17 protein-coding genes are annotated in these 17215 nt (G+C 65.2%); 12 read left to right on the forward strand and 5 right to left on the reverse strand.

All coding sequences use genetic code 11. The features are described 5' to 3' along the window. Positions 1 to 205: 205 nt before the first annotated feature. The 4 genes from QH196_RS04865 to QH196_RS04880 all read left to right on the forward strand — a co-directional run bounded on the left by QH196_RS04865 (position 206) and on the right by QH196_RS04880 (position 3889). Positions 206 to 1084 (forward strand): helix-turn-helix domain-containing protein, encoded by an 879-nt coding sequence (locus tag QH196_RS04865; RefSeq protein ID WP_280414529.1) that lies wholly within the window; start codon positions 206 to 208, stop codon positions 1082 to 1084. Beyond that, positions 1081 to 1287 (forward strand): DUF397 domain-containing protein, encoded by a 207-nt coding sequence (locus QH196_RS04870; protein ID WP_280414530.1) that lies wholly within the window; start codon positions 1081 to 1083, stop codon positions 1285 to 1287. Before QH196_RS04865 ends, QH196_RS04870 begins: the two co-directional genes overlap by 4 nt. Positions 1288 to 1764: 477 nt before the next feature. Continuing rightward, positions 1765 to 3243, forward strand: coding sequence for a hypothetical protein (locus QH196_RS04875; RefSeq protein WP_280414531.1), 1479 nt, complete (start codon positions 1765 to 1767; stop codon positions 3241 to 3243). Positions 3244 to 3280: 37 nt separating this feature from the next. Beyond that, positions 3281 to 3889 carry a TetR/AcrR family transcriptional regulator gene (locus tag QH196_RS04880; protein ID WP_280414532.1) on the forward strand — a complete coding sequence of 203 codons (609 nt, stop codon included), beginning with the start codon at positions 3281 to 3283 and terminating at the stop codon, positions 3887 to 3889. Positions 3890 to 4025: 136 nt separating this feature from the next. Here QH196_RS04880 and QH196_RS04885 read toward each other — a convergent pair whose 3' ends face one another. Further along, on the reverse strand, positions 4026 to 5030 hold the full coding sequence (locus QH196_RS04885; RefSeq protein ID WP_280414533.1) for a sigma-70 family RNA polymerase sigma factor: 1005 nt from the start codon (positions 5028 to 5030) through the stop codon (positions 4026 to 4028). A 491-nt stretch (positions 5031 to 5521) separates the two neighbouring features. On the opposite strand from QH196_RS04885, the gene QH196_RS04890 reads away from it, so the two are divergent. Then, positions 5522 to 5941, forward strand: coding sequence for a VOC family protein (locus QH196_RS04890; RefSeq protein ID WP_280414534.1), 420 nt, complete (start codon positions 5522 to 5524; stop codon positions 5939 to 5941). 195 nt (positions 5942 to 6136) lie between these two features. Here QH196_RS04890 and QH196_RS04895 read toward each other — a convergent pair whose 3' ends face one another. Further along, positions 6137 to 6919, reverse strand: a complete 783-nt coding sequence (locus tag QH196_RS04895; protein ID WP_280414535.1) for a crotonase/enoyl-CoA hydratase family protein — start codon at positions 6917 to 6919, stop codon at positions 6137 to 6139. Between the two features lie 62 nt (positions 6920 to 6981). On the opposite strand from QH196_RS04895, the gene QH196_RS04900 reads away from it, so the two are divergent. After that, positions 6982 to 8628, forward strand: coding sequence for an acyl-CoA synthetase (locus QH196_RS04900; RefSeq protein WP_280414536.1), 1647 nt, complete (start codon positions 6982 to 6984; stop codon positions 8626 to 8628). A gap of 57 nt (positions 8629 to 8685) precedes the next feature. Here the strand turns inward: QH196_RS04900 and QH196_RS04905 are convergent, their stop codons facing one another. Next, positions 8686 to 9174: a winged helix-turn-helix transcriptional regulator gene (locus QH196_RS04905; RefSeq protein WP_280414537.1), complete on the reverse strand. Its 489-nt coding sequence runs from the start codon at positions 9172 to 9174 to the stop codon at positions 8686 to 8688. 72 nt (positions 9175 to 9246) lie between these two features. Between QH196_RS04905 and QH196_RS04910 the strand changes: the two genes are divergently transcribed. Both QH196_RS04910 and QH196_RS04915 read left to right on the forward strand, forming a co-directional pair. Next, complete coding sequence (locus QH196_RS04910; RefSeq protein ID WP_280414538.1) at positions 9247 to 10074, forward strand: SDR family NAD(P)-dependent oxidoreductase; 828 nt, start codon at positions 9247 to 9249, stop codon at positions 10072 to 10074. Positions 10075 to 10230: 156 nt separating this feature from the next. Beyond that, the gene (locus QH196_RS04915) at positions 10231 to 11340 is read left to right on the forward strand and encodes an alpha/beta hydrolase family protein (protein ID WP_280414539.1); all 1110 of its coding nucleotides are present in this window, start codon (positions 10231 to 10233) and stop codon (positions 11338 to 11340) included. A gap of 168 nt (positions 11341 to 11508) precedes the next feature. Here QH196_RS04915 and QH196_RS04920 read toward each other — a convergent pair whose 3' ends face one another. Together QH196_RS04920 and QH196_RS04925 are read right to left on the reverse strand one after the other, a co-directional pair. Then, a complete protein-coding gene (locus tag QH196_RS04920; RefSeq protein ID WP_280414540.1) occupies positions 11509 to 12615 on the reverse strand; it encodes an acyl-CoA dehydrogenase family protein in 1107 nt (368 codons plus the stop codon). A 35-nt stretch (positions 12616 to 12650) separates the two neighbouring features. Further along, the gene (locus QH196_RS04925) at positions 12651 to 13844 is read right to left on the reverse strand and encodes an acyl-CoA dehydrogenase family protein (RefSeq protein WP_068045462.1); all 1194 of its coding nucleotides are present in this window, start codon (positions 13842 to 13844) and stop codon (positions 12651 to 12653) included. Positions 13845 to 14068: 224 nt separating this feature from the next. On the opposite strand from QH196_RS04925, the gene QH196_RS04930 reads away from it, so the two are divergent. The 4 genes from QH196_RS04930 to QH196_RS04945 all read left to right on the forward strand — a co-directional run bounded on the left by QH196_RS04930 (position 14069) and on the right by QH196_RS04945 (position 17133). Further along, the gene (locus tag QH196_RS04930; RefSeq protein WP_043739765.1) at positions 14069 to 14257 is read left to right on the forward strand and encodes a ferredoxin; all 189 of its coding nucleotides are present in this window, start codon (positions 14069 to 14071) and stop codon (positions 14255 to 14257) included. A gap of 44 nt (positions 14258 to 14301) precedes the next feature. Next, on the forward strand, positions 14302 to 15207 hold the full coding sequence (locus tag QH196_RS04935) for a 3-oxoacyl-ACP reductase (protein ID WP_280414541.1): 906 nt from the start codon (positions 14302 to 14304) through the stop codon (positions 15205 to 15207). Between the two features lie 299 nt (positions 15208 to 15506). Next, positions 15507 to 16271 carry an MlaE family ABC transporter permease gene (locus QH196_RS04940; RefSeq protein WP_033244067.1) on the forward strand — a complete coding sequence of 255 codons (765 nt, stop codon included), beginning with the start codon at positions 15507 to 15509 and terminating at the stop codon, positions 16269 to 16271. Positions 16272 to 16275: 4 nt separating this feature from the next. After that, positions 16276 to 17133: an MlaE family ABC transporter permease gene (locus QH196_RS04945; protein ID WP_280414542.1), complete on the forward strand. Its 858-nt coding sequence runs from the start codon at positions 16276 to 16278 to the stop codon at positions 17131 to 17133. Positions 17134 to 17215: the final 82 nt, after the last annotated feature.

Genomic DNA, 17215 nt, shown 5'->3' on the forward strand with positions numbered 1-17215 from the left:
ATCGGCTCGGTTCGGCGTCCGTCGCGCAGGCCGGGCAGTTCCACGGTGGAACTGTCGTATCCAAGTGGAATGATTCACGTTGGAGCAGTTGTGCTTTGGATGTGAACGGTGCGAGTATCGGCTGGCTCCGGCGAAGTATGTGGGGAATCCGACCGGACCGGTCAGAACGAACTCGAGGGCGTGATCCAGGGGAAAGCAGGTTGTCATGGCAGATATCGGTTCGACCCTTCCGCGTCGCCAAATCGGGCGATATCTGCGGGACCTACGGCAGGGCGCCGGGCTCACCATCGCGGAAGTGGCGCGGCGTATCGAACGCGGCGCCACTACCGTGCAACGCCTGGAAACCGGGGCAGCCGAACGAATCCGGCTATGGGATATCGAAGCGATCTGCCGCGTATGCGGTGCCGATGAGACCACGATCGAGGCGCTGAAAGGACTTGCTCAACAGGGCAACAGCAAAAGCTGGTGGCATCAGTACGGCGACTTGATCCCGCTGAACTTCGACGTCTACATGGGTCTGGAAGCGGACGCGCGAAAACTGACGTCGTTCCAGGAGCTCGTTCCAGGGTTGTTGCAGACCTCGGATTACGCACGGACGCTGACCCGGCTTGCCCACCCAGCCGAACCGGACAGTGAAATCGCTCGGCGAGTCGAATTGCGCGGGCGTCGCCAGATCATGCTGACGAAGAAAAACAATCCCGTTCCCTTCGAAGTGATCCTGGATGAATCGGTTCTGCACAGGGTGATCGGAAGCCGTCGAATCATGGCAGCACAGCTCCGACACTTGGCGGATATCGGTACGCGGGCGAATATCGGCATCCGAATCCTCCCGTTCGGCGCAGGCGTGCCTTTGGGAGATCTGACCGGGCCATTCACCATCCTGGACTTCGATGATCCTGCGGGTGCCGGTCCCTTCGCGCCACCCGTGGTCTATGCCGAGGGGTACACCGGAGCTATGTACTTCGACGACCTGCGACTTATCGACCGGTATAGGGGCGCACATGCGGGCCTTTGGCGGGTAGCGTTGGGTGAGCAGGAAAGCAGGCAACTGCTACGCGAGAAGGCAAGGGAGTTCGCAAGATGAGCGTCGATCGATCCGAAACCCGCTGGTTCAAGAGCAGCTACAGCGGCGGCAGCCAGGATTGCGTCGAGGTCGCGTTCATCGAAGGCGATGTGGTCGGTGTGCGCGACTCGAAGGATCGCGGCGGCCCGGCTCTGTCCTTCACCCCTGCGGCCTGGGAGGCCTTCACTTCGAACGCCCGCGCCGGCCGATTCGACCGGCAGTAGCCCACAGTGAAGTAATCATGGACGGCCGAGGACCGGTGTCGATCGCGATTCGCCCCGATCCTGCGGCACAGGTGCACCGCAGCACCGCCAGGAGCCCGCCGGCCTTCGTGGTGGCGGAGCCCTACCGGAGCGGTGCAGCAGGTGCACAGGCAGGCCGGGAAACTACGGATCAACACGTTTCCGGGCGAACCCGCGCGGCTCGATCCAAGGACTCGGATAACCGGGAAGTGTCGTTGGCGAGGCAGATTGCGGCGATCTGAGCATCCGCGTATCCGATCGGCCGGCCTCGGGCTGCTCCGGGATGTCCACCTCGGCGGCGTAAGGCCGACTGCGCTCGTAGAGCTCGTGCAATAGCCGTTTCGGGCGCACTGCCACGGCGAGTATCCCGGCGCTACGGAGCGGCGCAGTAGCTACGCACCAGGAGCTATGCTAGCGTAGCTACGCTTGAGTTTCTAAAATAAGGAAGAGGTCCTCCGCATGACCGAACCCCAGCCGCGCGCCGAGATCATGCCCATCATGGTCGACTGGTCGACCATGACCGCGACCTCCCGCACCACGCTGACCACGCATCTCTGGACAGCGCCCCCGCTGCAGCGCAGTTCACCGATCCACGACAAAGCGTTCGAGGCGCTGCGCGCACTCGGCGTCGATTACGCCCGGTTCCTGCCCTGGTGGTCCTCGCCGAGACTGTCGGTGCCGGAACTCGACCCGCCCCGGGACGGCAAAACCTCCTGGGATTTCGGTCGGCTCGACGAATTCGTCGACGATTTCCTGGAAGCCACCTCCGGCCGGCCGGTCGTAGCCAACTTCGCAACCATCCCCACCTGGATGTTCGAAACACCGGAACCGGTGGTCCCCGACGAAGATCCCGCTGCGACCAACTGGGAATACGAGCAGGGCACGGAGTTCCGGGATCCCACCCTCGTGGAAGTGGCCGAGCATTTCGAACGGATCGGCCGTTGGTACATCGACGGCGGATTCGTCGATCAATTCGATGTGCGGCACATATCCGGCCGTAACCATCGATTCGCCTACTGGGAGGTGTTGTGTGAACCCGATATGGGCCACCAGCTCTCCCCACAGGTTTACACCCGGCTCTACGATGCGGTTGTCGAACGCCTGCGTGCCGTCGATCCGCAGATGAAATTCATCGGGCTCTCGCTCAGTCTGGTGGATCTGGACCCGGAATACTTCTGGCATTTCCTCGACCCGGCCAACCATCGCGACGGTATTCCGCTGGACGCCATTTCCTACCACTTCTACGCGGTGCCCGACATCTTGAATCCATTCGGCCTCGAAGGCAACGCCCCTTTCGACACCTGGTACGGCAAGCTCTTCTCCCAGGCCGATGGTTTTCTCCGCCAGGTGCAGCTGATCGAATCCATCAAGAGTCGGCTTTCGCCGGATACCGAAACTCATATCAACGAACTCGGCACTTTCGCACCGGATGTCATGAACCCGGCGCCCGACACGCCCACGGAGTATTGGGCGCTCAGCGGTGCGGTCGTCGCCTACATCTGGTCGCGGCTGACGGCTCTGGGTATCGACCTCGTGGGGGTGGCGGAATTCATCGATTACCCAGGGATGAACCACGGTGTCTCGCTGCTGGACTGGGAAACGGGCGAACCCAACGCACGGTACCGAGTTCTGAAACTCCTGCTCGACAACTTCGGCCCGGGTGACACCCTGCACCCGAACGCCCCCCTGCCCCCCATGCTGGCGACCAGGCTCCACAGCCAGGCCTTTGTCTCCCCGGAGGGGCAGCGCAAGATCCTGCTCGTCAACAAGTATCCGGAAACGGTGCGTGTGCAGGTCACCGATCCGGTGCGGTATATCCACACGATCGACACAGCCACCGGAGCGGGTCCGGCGATCACCCGTCCGGTGGAGAGTGGGATGGTTGAACTGGGGCCGTTCGGTACCGCAGTCGCCTTCGTCGAAGCCGGCGCCGACTAGTCTGCTCGGGAAGTCCCGTGCGATATCGGAGGGTCGAATGCCTGCAAAACCTGGCCGCCGAAGCGATGCCGAAGTGGTGGCGGCCGTCCATACGGCCGTCGTCGAGGAAGTCCTCGAAGTGGGTATGGGCAAGCTGACCATGGACGGTATCGCACAGCGCGCCGGTATCGCGAAAACCTCGCTGTACCGGCGCTGGGACAATCCGCAGGCGGTGCTGTTGGACGCCGCTCGCAGCGGATTCCCCCAGGACAACGCGGAGCCCGTCCTCACCGGTGATATGCGCCGAGACCTTGTCGAGGCACTCCGGCTGATGGTCGCCTGGATGGCCACCCCCACAGCACAGGTAACAGGCATGATCCTGGCCGAGCGTGCCCGCTATCCGGAATTGGCGGAGGCCGTGTACCGCGATGTATTCGACCCGAAGGGCGGGCGATTCACCACAATGGTGTTACAGCATTACGCCGAATCCGGCCGGATAAACCCGGCGGTGGTCACCCCCGTGGTGCTCGATATCGGCGAGGCGCTCGTCCTCAAGTACTTGCTGGACGCCGGCTCCCTCCCCGGTGACAGCACCTTGATCGATATCGTCGACCAGGTGATCCTTCCTGCGGTCGACCGTCCGGACCGGCCGGCCCCGTTGCGCTGAGCCCGGGCTGCCGACCGACACGGGTGGCCTCGCCGGTGGTTCGAAAGCCTGTCCTGTCACGGTGGCCCGCGGTCTCGAACTTTGTCCACCCTTCGCGTGGCCGGTGGTGGTGTGCCCACGCCCGGCAACGCGGGAATCAGGCCGGTTGGCCCGCCGGTTCCTCCGTCCATTCCGGCGGCAGATCGAACAGCGGGAAAAGCCGTTCGGTATCGAGGAAGAAGTTCAGGCCCGCGATCACGCCGTCCTGCATTTCCAGCACCGTGACCGACCACGGCACCCAGCGGCCGGGTTCGCCGCTCGGCTTGTAGTGGCCGAAAGCCGGGTGGCCGTTGGCGCCGCCCAGGGGGACCAGCCGGGAATTGCGGCAGGCCGCGCCCGTGCCGAGCATGAAGGCGGCGACATTCTCCGGGCCCGAGATCCAAAGATCGAAGGGCGGCATGGACAGCGCCACATCGGTTTTCAGCAGCGCGGTGAGGGCGTCCATATCGTAGGCCTCGAACGCGGTGACGAAATCGTTGATCAGTTTGCGCTGATCGGTATCGGTTTCGTCGTAGCTGTCGGTTTCGGCCGGTTTGACCTTGCTCATCGTGGCGCGGGCGCGCTGCAGGGCGCTGTTCACCGACGCCGTGCTCATGGTGAGCGCTTCGGCGGTTTCGTTGGCCGAGAAACGCAGCACCTCGCGCATGATCAGGATGGCGCGCTGGGTGGCGGGCAGATGCTGGCAGGCGGCGACGAAGGCGAGGCGCAGGCTGTCCTTGGCGCTGGCATGATCGGCGGGATCGGACCCGAAGGCGAGCGAGTTCGGGATGGGCTCGACCCAGACGTAGTCGGGTTTGGGCGGGCCGAGCGGATGGTCAGGGGTGCCGGGGCTGGACAGGTCCATCGGCCGGGCCCGGCGCTGGGGACCGTCGAGCATATCCAGGCAGATATTGGTGGTGATCTTGTACAGCCAGGAACGCAGACTGGACCGGCCCTCGAACGAGTCGTAGGACTTCCAGGCCCGGGTGAAGGCGTCCTGGACGGCATCCTCGGCCTCGAAGGACGAACCCAGCATGCGGTAGGCGTAGGCGCAGAGCTCACGCCGATGTGATTCGAAGGATCTCAGTACGTCGGCGTCGATCGTGCCGGTCTGCTCGCTCATGGTGTCACTGTGGCACAGCACACCGACACGTGAACAGAGGATGAAAAACCCTGTTCACAGGCGCGCCACTGCAGTCCCGGCAGGCACAACCGCCACATGTGCGACATCCGTCGCGGCGCCGTCCGGCGGTATCTCGGTTCGGCGGGTTCGTGCCGCGAAACCGCCGGTCTCGCCCTTCCGGCGGCGGTGCGCCCGGTCGTCCGGCCCTCGGCTGCTCCGCCGGAGCGGACCAGGCGCCGGATATTCCGCGGTCCACCCCTATGGACGCGTGGCAGCGCCTGAGCCGGTGAACGGGCCGCCGGCATGCTGCGGCCCGTCGGATACGCGGGCTCCGTTCGGACGCTCATCGAGATCGGTGGCCGATGTTCGCCATCGCATTCCTGGGCCGCAGCGGAAAGTTTCCGGCGCCGCCGATGAGTTTCCGAAGCGGCCGCCGTCTCTACCCACAAGCCGGCCAGAGACCACACCACCGCTTCGAGAGGACCGAAACCGTGAGCAGCAAGATGATTTTCGTGAACCTGCCCGTCACCGACCTGGCACGTTCCAAGAATTTCTACGAATCGCTGGGCTGGAAGGTGAACGACGATTTCACCGACGAGAATGCCGCGTGCATCGTGGTCGACGACAATATCTGCCTGATGCTGCTCACCCACGAGCACTTCGGGGTGTTCAGCAAGCGGCCGATCGCCGACACCAAAGCCGCCACCGGAGCCGCTTACGCACTATCGCTCGGCAGTGCCGACGAGGTGGACCGGCTCACCGATGCGGCCGTCGCCGCCGGTGGTACCGAAGAGGTCAACACCGATAAGCAGGCGCAGGAAGCGCAGGTCGGGATGCACGGCCGCACCTTCCTGGACCCGGACGGGCACCAGTGGGAGCCGTTCTACATGAACTACCCCGGCGCCGAATAGCAGCGCGTACCGATACGAATGTCCCGGTCGACAGGTGTCGACCGGGACATTCTGCTGTTTCGGCTCTGCCGGCGACAGCGGATTCGGCTGAAGAACCATCAAGGTCCGTAACCGGCGCGAGCACGGCACCTCGAGTGCTTACGCGGCCGCCGCCGTGAGCCGGACGGGACGGCGACTATCCGCGCCCCCGGAAGCTCACTTACCGCTGAAGGTGGGCTTGCGCTTCTCCTTGAAGGCCTTCGGGCCTTCCTTGGCGTCCGCGGACTGGAAGACCGCCATACCGAGCTTGGCGTCGATCTGGAACGCCTCTTCCTCGGGCATGCATTCGGTATCGCGGATGGTCTGCAGGATCGCCTGCACCGCGAGCGGGCCGTTGGCGGCGATCAGGTCGGCCAGTTCGAGGGCCTTGTCCAGCGCCTGGCCGTCCGGGACGACATGGCCGACGAGACCGATCTCCTTGGCCTCCGCGGCGCTGAGATGCCGGCCGGTGAGCAGAATATCGGCGGCGACGGTGTAGGGGACCTGACGGACCAGCCGGACCGCGGAGCCGCCCAGCGGGAACAGGCCCCAGCGCGCCTCGGAGACACCGAACTTGGCGCTCTCACCGGCGACCCGGATATCGGTGCCCTGCAGGATCTCGGTACCGCCGGCGATGGCAGCCCCCTCGACAGCCGCGATGAGCGGTTTCGTGAGGCGGCGGCCCTTGAGCAGTGCCTCGATCTTGGACAGATCCCAGCCACCTCCGGCAAACGAGTCCCCGGGGTGCTGCTGCGTCATACCCTTGAGGTCGGCGCCCGCGCAGAACGCGCCGCCGGCGCCGGTCAGGATCGCGACCCGGATCTCCGGATCGTTGTCCACCTGATCCCAGGCGTCGCGCATGATCGCCATCATTTCGCCCGAGAGCGCGTTGCGGGCCTCGGGGCGATTCATGGTGACGATGAGGACGTGGCCGCGCTTCTCGACGAGGCATTGAGGCATCGTTGTTTCTCCTGTTACTCGGACCCTTGCCAGAAACAGTAACACGTTCTATTTTTGACCTTGTGACGTACAACATAGCCGACCTCGTCGAACACACAATCGATCTCGTGCCGGACCGGGTTGCGCTGGCTGACGACCACCGCTCGGAGACCTTTGCCCAACTGGAGGACCGCGCCAACAGACTGGCGCACTACCTGCTGGAACACGGAGTACAGCCGGGCGACAAGGTCGGCATCTACTCGCGCAACACCATCGAGGCCGTCGAGTCGATGCTGGCGGTCTTCAAAGCGCGGGCAGTGATGGTCAACGTCAACTTCCGCTACGTCGAGAACGAGTTGCAGTACATCTTCGAAAATTCGGACATGGTGGCGCTGATCCACGAGCGCCGCTACACCGACAAGGTGACCAACGTCCGGTCGAAGGTGCAGCAGTTGAAGACTGTGCTCGTGGTCGACGACGGCACCGATGCGGCCACCGCCGAAGGTTCGGTGGATTACGAAGCGGCCCTGGCGGAATCATCCGGCGAACGCGATTTCGGCGATCGCTCCAGCGACGACATCTTCATGCTCTACACCGGCGGCACCACCGGGATGCCCAAGGGCGTCATGTGGCGCCACGAGGATTGGTGGCGCGTGCTCGGCGGCGGCATCAACTTCATGACCGGCGAATACGTGCAGGACGAATGGCAGCAGGCCAAGAACGGCGCGGCCGGCGGCCAGATGGTGCGGTACCCGATTCCGCCGCTGATCCACGGTGGTTCGCAGACCGCCGTCTTCCACGGTCTGTTCGACGGCGGCAAGACCATCATGATCCCGGAATTCGACGCGCACACCGTCTGGCAGGCCGTCGACACCCACGCCATCAACATGATCTTCATCACCGGCGATGCCATGGCCCGGCCGATGCTGGATGCGCTCGAGGCCGGACATCCGGAAAAGGGCGAGCCCTACCAGCACACCAGCCTGTGGGCCATGGCCAGCAGTGCGGCGCTGTTCTCCCCGTCGCTCAAGGACCGCTATATCGAGCTGCTCCCGAATACGGTCATCACCGATTCGATCGGCTCCTCGGAAACCGGGTTCGGCGGTATCTCCATCGCCGCCAAGGGCGCCACCCACACCGGTGGACCGCGAGTGAAGATCGACGCGTCGACCGCGGTGATCGACGACGACGGCAACCCGGTGACCCCCGGCTCCGGGCAGGTCGGCCTGCTGGCCCGTAAGGGGCATATCCCGGTCGGTTACTACAACGACCCGGTGAAGACCGCGGCGACGTTCAAGGAATACAACGGCGTCCGTTACTCGATCCCCGGCGACTACGCGCGGGTCGAGGAAGACGGCACCGTCACGATGCTGGGCCGCGGCTCGGTGAGCATCAACAGCGGCGGCGAGAAGATCTACCCCGAAGAGGTCGAGGGCGCGCTGAAATGCCACCCCGAAATCTTCGACGCCCTGGTGGTCGGTGTTCCCGACGAACGCTGGGGTCAGCGGGTGGCGGCCGTGGTGCAGTGCCGCGGCGGCAAACGCCCCACCCTCGAGGAGCTGCGCCCGGTCCTGACCCAGGAGATCTCCTCCTACAAGATGCCGCGCAGCCTGTGGTTCGTCGACGAGATCAAACGGTCCCCGGCCGGTAAGCCCGACTACAAGTGGGCCAAGGCGCAAACCGAGGAGCGCGACGCCGACGAGCATTCCCAGGCGGGTAGCTCGTCGTAATCTCGGCCGACTCGGGACTGCCGGAACGCCGGCAGTCCCGAGTGGTCTATCTCTTGATCAGTGTGTGGTGCTGGTCGCTGAACCGGTGTGATAATTCGCGAACCTGGGCATCGGAGGTTTCCCCGTGGGGCCCGCCGCTGCGGCTCCGGTGTGGGCCATTCTGGCGGCGGCGATATCGCCTGCATGATCTACTGCCCAGCCGGCGATGGCCGAGAGGGGATCGAGGAGTGTTTCGCCCAGGGGAGTGAGGCTGTATCGGACCGTTGGTGGGACGGTCGGGTAGGTCGTCCGGTCGACGAGGCCGTCGGCTTCCAGGGCGCGCAGGGTCCGGGTCAGCATGCGGCGGCTGATGTCTTCGATGGAGCGGTGCAGTTCGTTGTAGTGGTAGGGGCGGCGGGCGAGTAGGGCGATCACCAGCAGGGTCCATTTGTCGCCGAGAATCCGGACGATATCGGTGACCGGGCAAGCCTGATAGTCGGCGCTGGGGACGGTCGCGGGGAGTTCCGCCGTGGCGAAGGAGGGGGCCTGCGCTGGGGTGGGGAACATAGAAGTGCCTTCTTCCGGGGTCGGTAACCGTTGTCGAGGATGGGGATCGACAGGTGGACCGATGGAGGTGCGATGACGAAAACTGTTGTTGTCAGTGGTGGTACCGATGGTATGGGGCGCGCGTTCGCGCTGGAGCGGCTTGCCCGGGGCGATCGGGTCGTGGTGATCGGCAGCAATCCGGCCAAGGGGGATTCGTTGGTTGCTGCCGCCGGGCCCGGCGCGGACCGTGCGCGCTTTCTGCGGGCGGACCTGAGTTCGGTGGCGGAGACGCGAAAAGTCGTCGCCGAAATAGAGTCGGAGTATCAGGCAGTCGATGCGCTGCTGCTGTTCGCGAACCGGACTTCACCGAAGCGCATCCAGACCGAGGAGGGATTCGAGCGCACCTTCGCGCTGTACTACCTCAGCCGGTATCTGCTCTCCTACGGGTTGGTTCCGCTGCTCGAGCGCAGTGCACAGCCGGTGATCGTGAACATCGCCGGAGTCGGTGTCCGGAAAGGGGCGGTGAACTGGGACGATCCGCATCTCACGCACGGCTACAGCGTGGTCCGTGCCCAATTGCAAGCCGGGCGGGCGAACGACCTGTTGGGAGTTTCGTTCGCCGGGCAATACGGCGGGAAGGTCGGATACGTCCTCTACCACCCCGGATTCACTCGCAGCGGCGACCTCTCACCACTGAACCCGGTCGCCAGGACAGCCATCAGAACACTCGCCGCGCTCGCCGCCCGGCCCGTACGCACCGCCATTCACCCGATCCACGATTTCGTCGACACTCCGGCCGCGGTGCCGCTGCGCGCAATCGATCGCGGCCGCTCCCTGGATCTGTCGCTGCCCACCCTCGACCCGGGCGCAGCCGAACGCCTTTCGCAGCTCACCGAGGAGCTGCTGGCAGCACAGGCGTAAAGGATTGCCGGACGCCCTGGAGGTGATCACCGGGTCCGCCGACCGCCCGCTCCGGAGTGCGACCCCGGGGCGGGATTCGGGGATTCACCTGATGCTGTCGGTATAAACGTCTGCGAAACTCGGCGGGACGTGATCGTCCCGATCGAAAGTGAGTCCGTGGGTATCACTCGTTTTCTCGCCTTCGTAGCGATTCTCGCCGTAGCGTTGGGGGCGGCTGCCACCGCACCCGCGACGGCCGCGCCCAGCGCCTCGGGGCCCGACCTCGGTGTGGCGCTGCCGCCCCCGACCGGCCCGTTCCCGGTCGGTGTCCAGGAGTTCCATCTGGTCGGCGATCGGCCCGACCCGTGGATGCCGGATCGCAATCGCGAGCTCATGGTCTCCGCCTGGTATCCCGCACTGGCACCTGTCGGCCGGCCGGACCCGTATGCCACATCGGAGGAATCGGCGCTCATCCTCGCTTCGCTGGGATTGGAGGGTTTCGCACCGGACTCGCTCGGCAAGATACGAACGCACGCCTATGTGGACGTGCCGCGGTGGGGACACCCGCTGCCCACGGTCGTACTTTCGCCCGGCTTCACCATGCCGCGGGCATCGCTCACCGGCCTCGCCGAGGAACTGGCCGCTCGCGGCTATCTCGTGCTCGGTATCGACCACACGTACGAGGCATCCGCCGTGACCTTCCCGGATGGCCGCATCACCGAATGCGCGGCGTGCGTGGGCCGTCTGGACGCCGTTTCGGCCGCGCGTAGCCGTGCACAGGACGTGTCCTTCGTCCTCGACGAACTGACCGGCCGCCTGCCGATCGACCTGTCCCGGATAGCCATGGGCGGTCATTCCGCGGGTGGGTTCACCGCGCCGTACGCACTCGCCGAGGACGGCAGGATCCGCGCCGGATTCAACCTGGACGGAACGTTCCCTGCCGCGCCCTACGGCCGCGCTGTCGACCGGCCGTTCCTGATGATGGGCGCACCGGGCCATGCACCCGACGGAAAGTCCGGTGCCAAATGGGGTACCGCCTACGATGCGTTCCACGGTTGGAAACGCTGGGTGACGGTCGACGGCACGTCACATTCGTCATTCACCGACTACGCGCCGATCGCCGCGGCACTCGGTTACCAGGTCCCGGACACGACGATCGACGGCAACCGCGCGATGGATCTGACGCGGCGATACGTCACCGCCTTCGTCGACCTCCACCTGCGCGGCATCCCGCAGCCGATCCTCGATGCACCGGATCCGGTCGATCCCGAGGTCCGTTTCCACTGATCGGTGCGATCCGATCGCCTTGTCGCGTATCCAAAGGAACGGTGAACCGGCGCGGGCCGCGGTTTTCGGTTCCGCCGCTATGACGGTCTGTAACTGTGCGTTCGCGTCGCCGACCGTCGGCCCGCTCCGGGCTGGTCAGCGGCAACTCCGCTGACCAGCGCGCGGGCACTAAGCGGACTCGGGCACGAACTCGGCCAGGGGGAGCAGGTGGTTGGTTGCTCCGCCGAGGGCGAATTCGTTGTGTTTGGCGGCGGTGAAGTAGTTGTGCACGATGTGGTCGCGATCGATCCCGACCCCGCCGTGTACATGGACCAGCGTGTGCGCCACCTGGTGGCCGGCTTCGGCCGCCCAGAACTTCGCGGTGTGGATCGCACCGGTGGCGTCGAGGTCTTCGCTGAGCTGCCAGGCCGCCTGAGTGGTGGTGAGGCGCAGGCCCTGGACGCTGATGTAGGCGTCGGAGAGGCGCTGGGCCACGGCCTGGAAGCTGCCGACGGCGCGGCCGAACTGTTCGCGTTCGCGGGCGTAGCCGGCGACCAGTTCCAGGGAGCGTTCGAGGGTGCCCAGCTGCTGGGCGGCCAGGCCGAGCCAGGCGCGGTCGAGCAGCCAGCCCAGGATCTGTGCGCCGTCGGCCACGGTGCCGAGCAGTTCGGCGGGGGAGCCGGCGAATTCGACCAGCGATTCCGCACTGCGGTCGGTGACCTGCTGTGCGGTCACGGTGACGGATTCATGCGCCGGATCGACCAGGAAAACGGCCGGCTGACCCGATACCGAGGCGGGCACCAGGATGCGGGCGGCGCGGTCGGCGACGGGGACGGTGGTCTTCACACCGGTCACCTGCCAGCCGCCGTCCGATTCGGCGGCAGTGGTGGTGGGCCGAGCCGGATCCCAGTTGTGCTCCTCGGCCACGGCGACCGTGAGAATCGACGTACCGGCGGCGGCCGCGGCGGCGAGTTCGCGCTGTGTCGCGGAACCGAACCGGGCCAGCGCGCCCGCACCGAGAACGATCGACCACAGGTAGGGGACGGCCGCCACGGACTTTCCGAGTTCGCGCAGGATCGCGGTCTGTTCCAGCGTGCCGAAACCGCTACCGCCGATTTCCTCGGGCAGTGCGGCCGCCAGCACCCCGGTCTCGGCGAGCGATTTCCACAGCGGTTCGTCGAATTTGGCGGTGCCGCCGTCCAGTTCGCGCAGCCGGTCGGCGGTGACCAGTTTCTCGCAGACCTCGCCGGTGAGCCGGGCCAGGTCCAGCTGGGCTTCGGTGGGAGTGAAATCCATGGTGAACTACCTACTTCTGGAATCGGGCGAGGAGGTCAGCGGGCGGAGGCGGGCTGCTTCAGCGCGGTCATGGCGATGATGTCGCGCTGTACCTCGTTGGTTCCGCCGCCGAAGGTGAGAATCAGGGCGGAGCGGTGCATCCGCTCCAACCGGCCGCGCAGTACCGAACCGGGGGAGTCCTGGCGCAGCGACGCCTGCGGGCCCAGTACCTCCATGAGCAGCCGGTAGGCCTCGGTGGACAGTTCGGTGCCGTACACCTTGCACGCCGAGGCGTCCCACGGCCGGGGTGCGGCGTCGCCGCCGGCATCGGCCCGGCTGGCGATCTCCCAGTTCATGAGCTTGAGGTATTCGACCTTGGCGTGCACCCGGGCCAGATTCAGCTGGACCCATTCGCGGTCGAAAACCCGCGACCCGTCCGCTGCCTTCGTCTCCTTCGCCCACGCGGTCGTCTGCGCCAGTGCCAGCTGCAGGGCGGCGGCGGAGGTCAGCGCGACCCGTTCGTGGTTGAGCTGGTTGGTGACCAGCGGCCAGCCGCCGTTCTCCGGGCCGACCAGGGAGGTCACCGGGACGCGCACATCCTGGTAGTAGGTGGCGCTGGTATCGGGGCCGGCCATGGTGTGTACCGGGGTCCAGGAGAAACCTTCGGCGGTGGTGGGCACGATCAGCATGCTGATGCCCTTGTGTTTCTTGGCGGCAGGGTCGGTGCGCACGGCCAGCCAGACGTAGTCGGCGTAGGCGATGAGGCTGGTCCACATCTTCTGGCCGTTGATCACGTAGTCGTCGCCGTCGCGGACGGCGGTGGTGCGCAGCGACGCCAGGTCGGTACCGGCGCCGGGTTCGGAGTAGCCGATGGCGAAGTGCAGTTCACCGGCGGCGATCTTGGGGAGGAAGAATTTCTTCTGCTCCTCGCTGCCGTAGTGCATGATCGTCGGCGCGACCGAGTTGATGGTCAGGAACGGCACCGGGGCGCCGGCGATGGCGGCCTCGTCGGTGAAGATCAGCTGGTCGAGCATGGGCCGGTTCTGGCCGCCGTACTCCTCGGGCCAGCCCAGCGCGAGCCAGCCGTCGCGGCCCATCTCGGCGACGACCTCGCGGTACACATTGCCTTCTCCGTATTCGCCGGTCTGCGCGCTGAGAGCCGCCCGCCGTTCCGGGGTGATCAGACGCGCGAAGTAATCGCGCAACTCGGCGCGTAGCTGGTCGTGTTCCGGGGTATACGCAATGCGCATGGCGGTACCTCGAGCCTTCGTTCTGCGGGTTGGAGATGTGCCTGGACGTGGGATCGTGCCGTGCTCGGCCTCGTGGAGCGCGGAATAGATCTCCGATACCTGGCTCCGATCATTGCATATGCACTGAAACATGTTCCAGTATTGAAAGGTAATCAGCCCATGTAGCCCGCCCGCGCGAACCTCGCTTGTTAGGCTTGCGCCATCGGGCGGGAAAAGGAGTTTCGATGAAGGTCAGCGTTGACTTCGATCAGTGCGAAGCAAACGGAATCTGTGCGGGAATCGCTCCCGACGTGTTTGAACTCGATGACGAGGACATGCTGCACGTCGCCGAGGGCGAGGTGGCACCCGATCAGGAGCCGGCAGTCGCGGATGCGGTTGCGCAATGCCCGAAAGCGGCTTTGCGTTTGCTGTGAATCTGCTCTTGCCGTGAATAAGAACACGTTCTAGAGTCGGCCCGGTGAGCGATACAGATACCAGCCTTGCCGGGCGAGTTGCGATCGTGACCGGAGCGGGTGCGGGCCTGGGTAAGGCCGAGGCGCTCGCCCTGGCCGGAGCCGGGGCCTCGGTGGTGGTCAACGACCTCGCCGAGTCCGACGCCGTAACCGAGACGCTGGAGCAGATCCGGGCCCTCGGTGCCAAAGCGGAGTTCGTCGCGGGCAGTGTCGCCGAGCGGTCCACCGCCGACGCGTTGATCACCGCCGCCACCGAATCCTTCGGCGGCCTCGACATCGTGGTCAACAACGCGGGCATTACCCGCGACAAGATGCTGTTCAACCTGTCCGACGAGGACTGGGACGCGGTCCTGTCGGTACATCTGCGCGGGCATTTCCTGCTGACCCGCAATGCGGGTGCCTACTGGCGGGCGCGGTCGAAGGAAGCCGGCGCCCCGGTGTACGGCCGGATCGTCAACACCTCTTCCGAGGCGGGTCTCCTCGGGCCTGCGGGGCAGGCCAACTACGCGGCGGCCAAGGCCGGGATCACCGCCTTGACCCTGTCGGCTTCCCGGGCCCTCGAGCGGGTAGGTGTGCGCGCGAACGCGATCTGCCCGCGGGCGCGTACCGCTATGACCGAACAGGTCTTCAGCGCTGCGCCCGAGGACGAGGTGGATCCGCTGTCGCCCGACCATGTGGCGCGCCTGGTGGCCTACCTCGCGTCCCCGGCTGCCGACCGGGTGAACGGCCAGGTTTTCGTGGTCTACGGACCGATGGTCGCGTTGATGGCAGCGCCGGAGGTCGAGCAGCGCTTCGATGCGACGGGTGCGCAATGGTCTGATGACGATCTGGCCACCACGCTGACCGGTTACTTCGCCGGACGCGACGAAGGCCGTACCTTCTCTGCAACGGCGCTGCACGAACTCGGTTGAGCGGATTCTGCCGAGCCGGGTTACGCGATTTCTGCGCGCGACCCGGCCGGTAAGAGTTGTACAACCGTCCAGTCATTGGTAAACAATGGGTCGTCGTACTGTGCCCGGCCTCACACAATGATGCCCAAGGCGTATGAAACGTGTTGCAGTCTCGCTGTCTGAGATTGTTACAAGTCAACAGTTCACAAGCCTCAAAATGGCCCCAAATAGGAAATGAACGTGTTCTACTTAGCGGGGCGAGTCCCGGGGTGCAACCCCATCGGCCGCCAGCGGGACCAGTCAGGCAAGGAGGATCCACAGTGAACGACGTCCTTGCCGTGCCATTGCGGGCCGTCGGCGGATTCTTCGAACTCACCGCGGCGGTGGCCCGGGCGAGTCTGCGGCGACCTTTCCAGCTGCGCGAATTCATCGACCAATCGTGGTTCGTGGCGCGGGTATCGATCTTGCCGACCGTTCTGGTCGCCATACCGTTCACCGTGCTCGTCGTATTCGTCCTGAATATTCTGCTGCGCGAAATCGGCGCCGCGGACCTGAGTGGTGCCGGTGCGGCCTTCGGCGCGGTGACCCAGGTCGGGCCGATCGTCACGGTGCTCATCGTCGCCGGTGCCGGCGCCACCGCCATCTGCGCGGATCTCGGCGCCCGCACCATCCGCGAAGAAATCGACGCCATGAAGGTGCTCGGAATCGATCCCATCCACCGGCTGGTGGTACCCCGGGTGCTGGCCTCGATGTTCGTCGCCCTGATGCTGAACAGCCTGGTCTGCACCATCGGAATCGTCGGCGGCTTCCTTTTCTCGGTATTTCTGCAGGACGTGAATCCGGGTGCATTCGTCAACGGCATCACGCTGCTGACAAATCTCCCGGAACTGATCATTTCCGAAGTCAAGGCCGGACTTTTCGGCCTGATCGCCGGATTGGTGGCCTGCTACCTGGGTTTGAATGTCAAAGGTGGTCCCAAAAGTGTCGGTGATGCGGTGAACCAGACAGTGGTTTTCGCCTTCATGGCGCTGTTCGTGGTGAACGTCGTCGTCACGGCGGTCGGTCTCAAGTTCTCGGTGCGGTGACGCGATGTCGGCCTCGGTGATCATCCAATCCCGCTTCCCCAGGGTGGTGCGGCGCGTCCGCAGGTTCTCGAATTCGTTCGACGATCTCGGTAAACAGGCCGTGTTCTACGGCCGGGCGATCGGTTCCATGCCGCGCGCGCTGGTGCACTACCGCACCGAAACCATCCGCCTCATCGCCGAGATCAGCATGGGTACCGGGGCCCTGGCGGTCATCGGCGGCACCGTGGTGATCGTCGGCTTCCTGACCCTGTTCTCCGGCGCCACCATCGCCGTCCAGGGCTACAGCTCCCTCGGCAATATCGGCGTCGAGGCGCTGACCGGCTTCTTCGCCGCATTCCTCAATGTCCGGATCGCGGCACCGGTCATCTCCGGAATCGGCCTCGCCGCGACCATCGGCGCGGGTTCCACCGCACAGCTGGGCGCGATGCGGGTCGCCGAGGAGATCGATGCGCTCGAATCCATGGCGATCCGGCCGATGCCGTACCTGGTGGGAACCCGGGTGCTCGCCGGGATGATCGCGATCGTGCCGCTGTATTCGCTGGCCGTGATCGCCTCGTTCATCGCCAGCCGGTTCGCCACCGTCGTCATCTATGGGCAGTCGGCCGGCGTGTACGACCACTATTTCTCCACCTTCCTCATCCCGAGCGACATTCTGTGGTCGTTCGTTCAGGCCATTGTCATGGCGTTGGCGGTGATGATGATCCATACGTATTACGGCTTTACAGCGAAGGGCGGCCCGGTAGGGGTCGGTATCGCCGTGGGTAATGCGGTCCGTACCTCGCTGATCGCGGTCGTCTCGGTGACCCTGCTGATCTCCCTGGCCCTCTACGGCACCTCCGGCAACTTCAACCTTTCCGGATAGGCGCCATGACTGAAATGATGCGATCGGACAGCAATCAACTCGGACGCAATCCCGCCACTACGAGCGGCGTCCAGGATCCCGG

It is taken from the genome of Nocardia carnea (genome assembly GCF_029868325.1).
Classification (GTDB): Bacteria; Actinomycetota; Actinomycetes; order Mycobacteriales; family Mycobacteriaceae; genus Nocardia; species Nocardia carnea_C.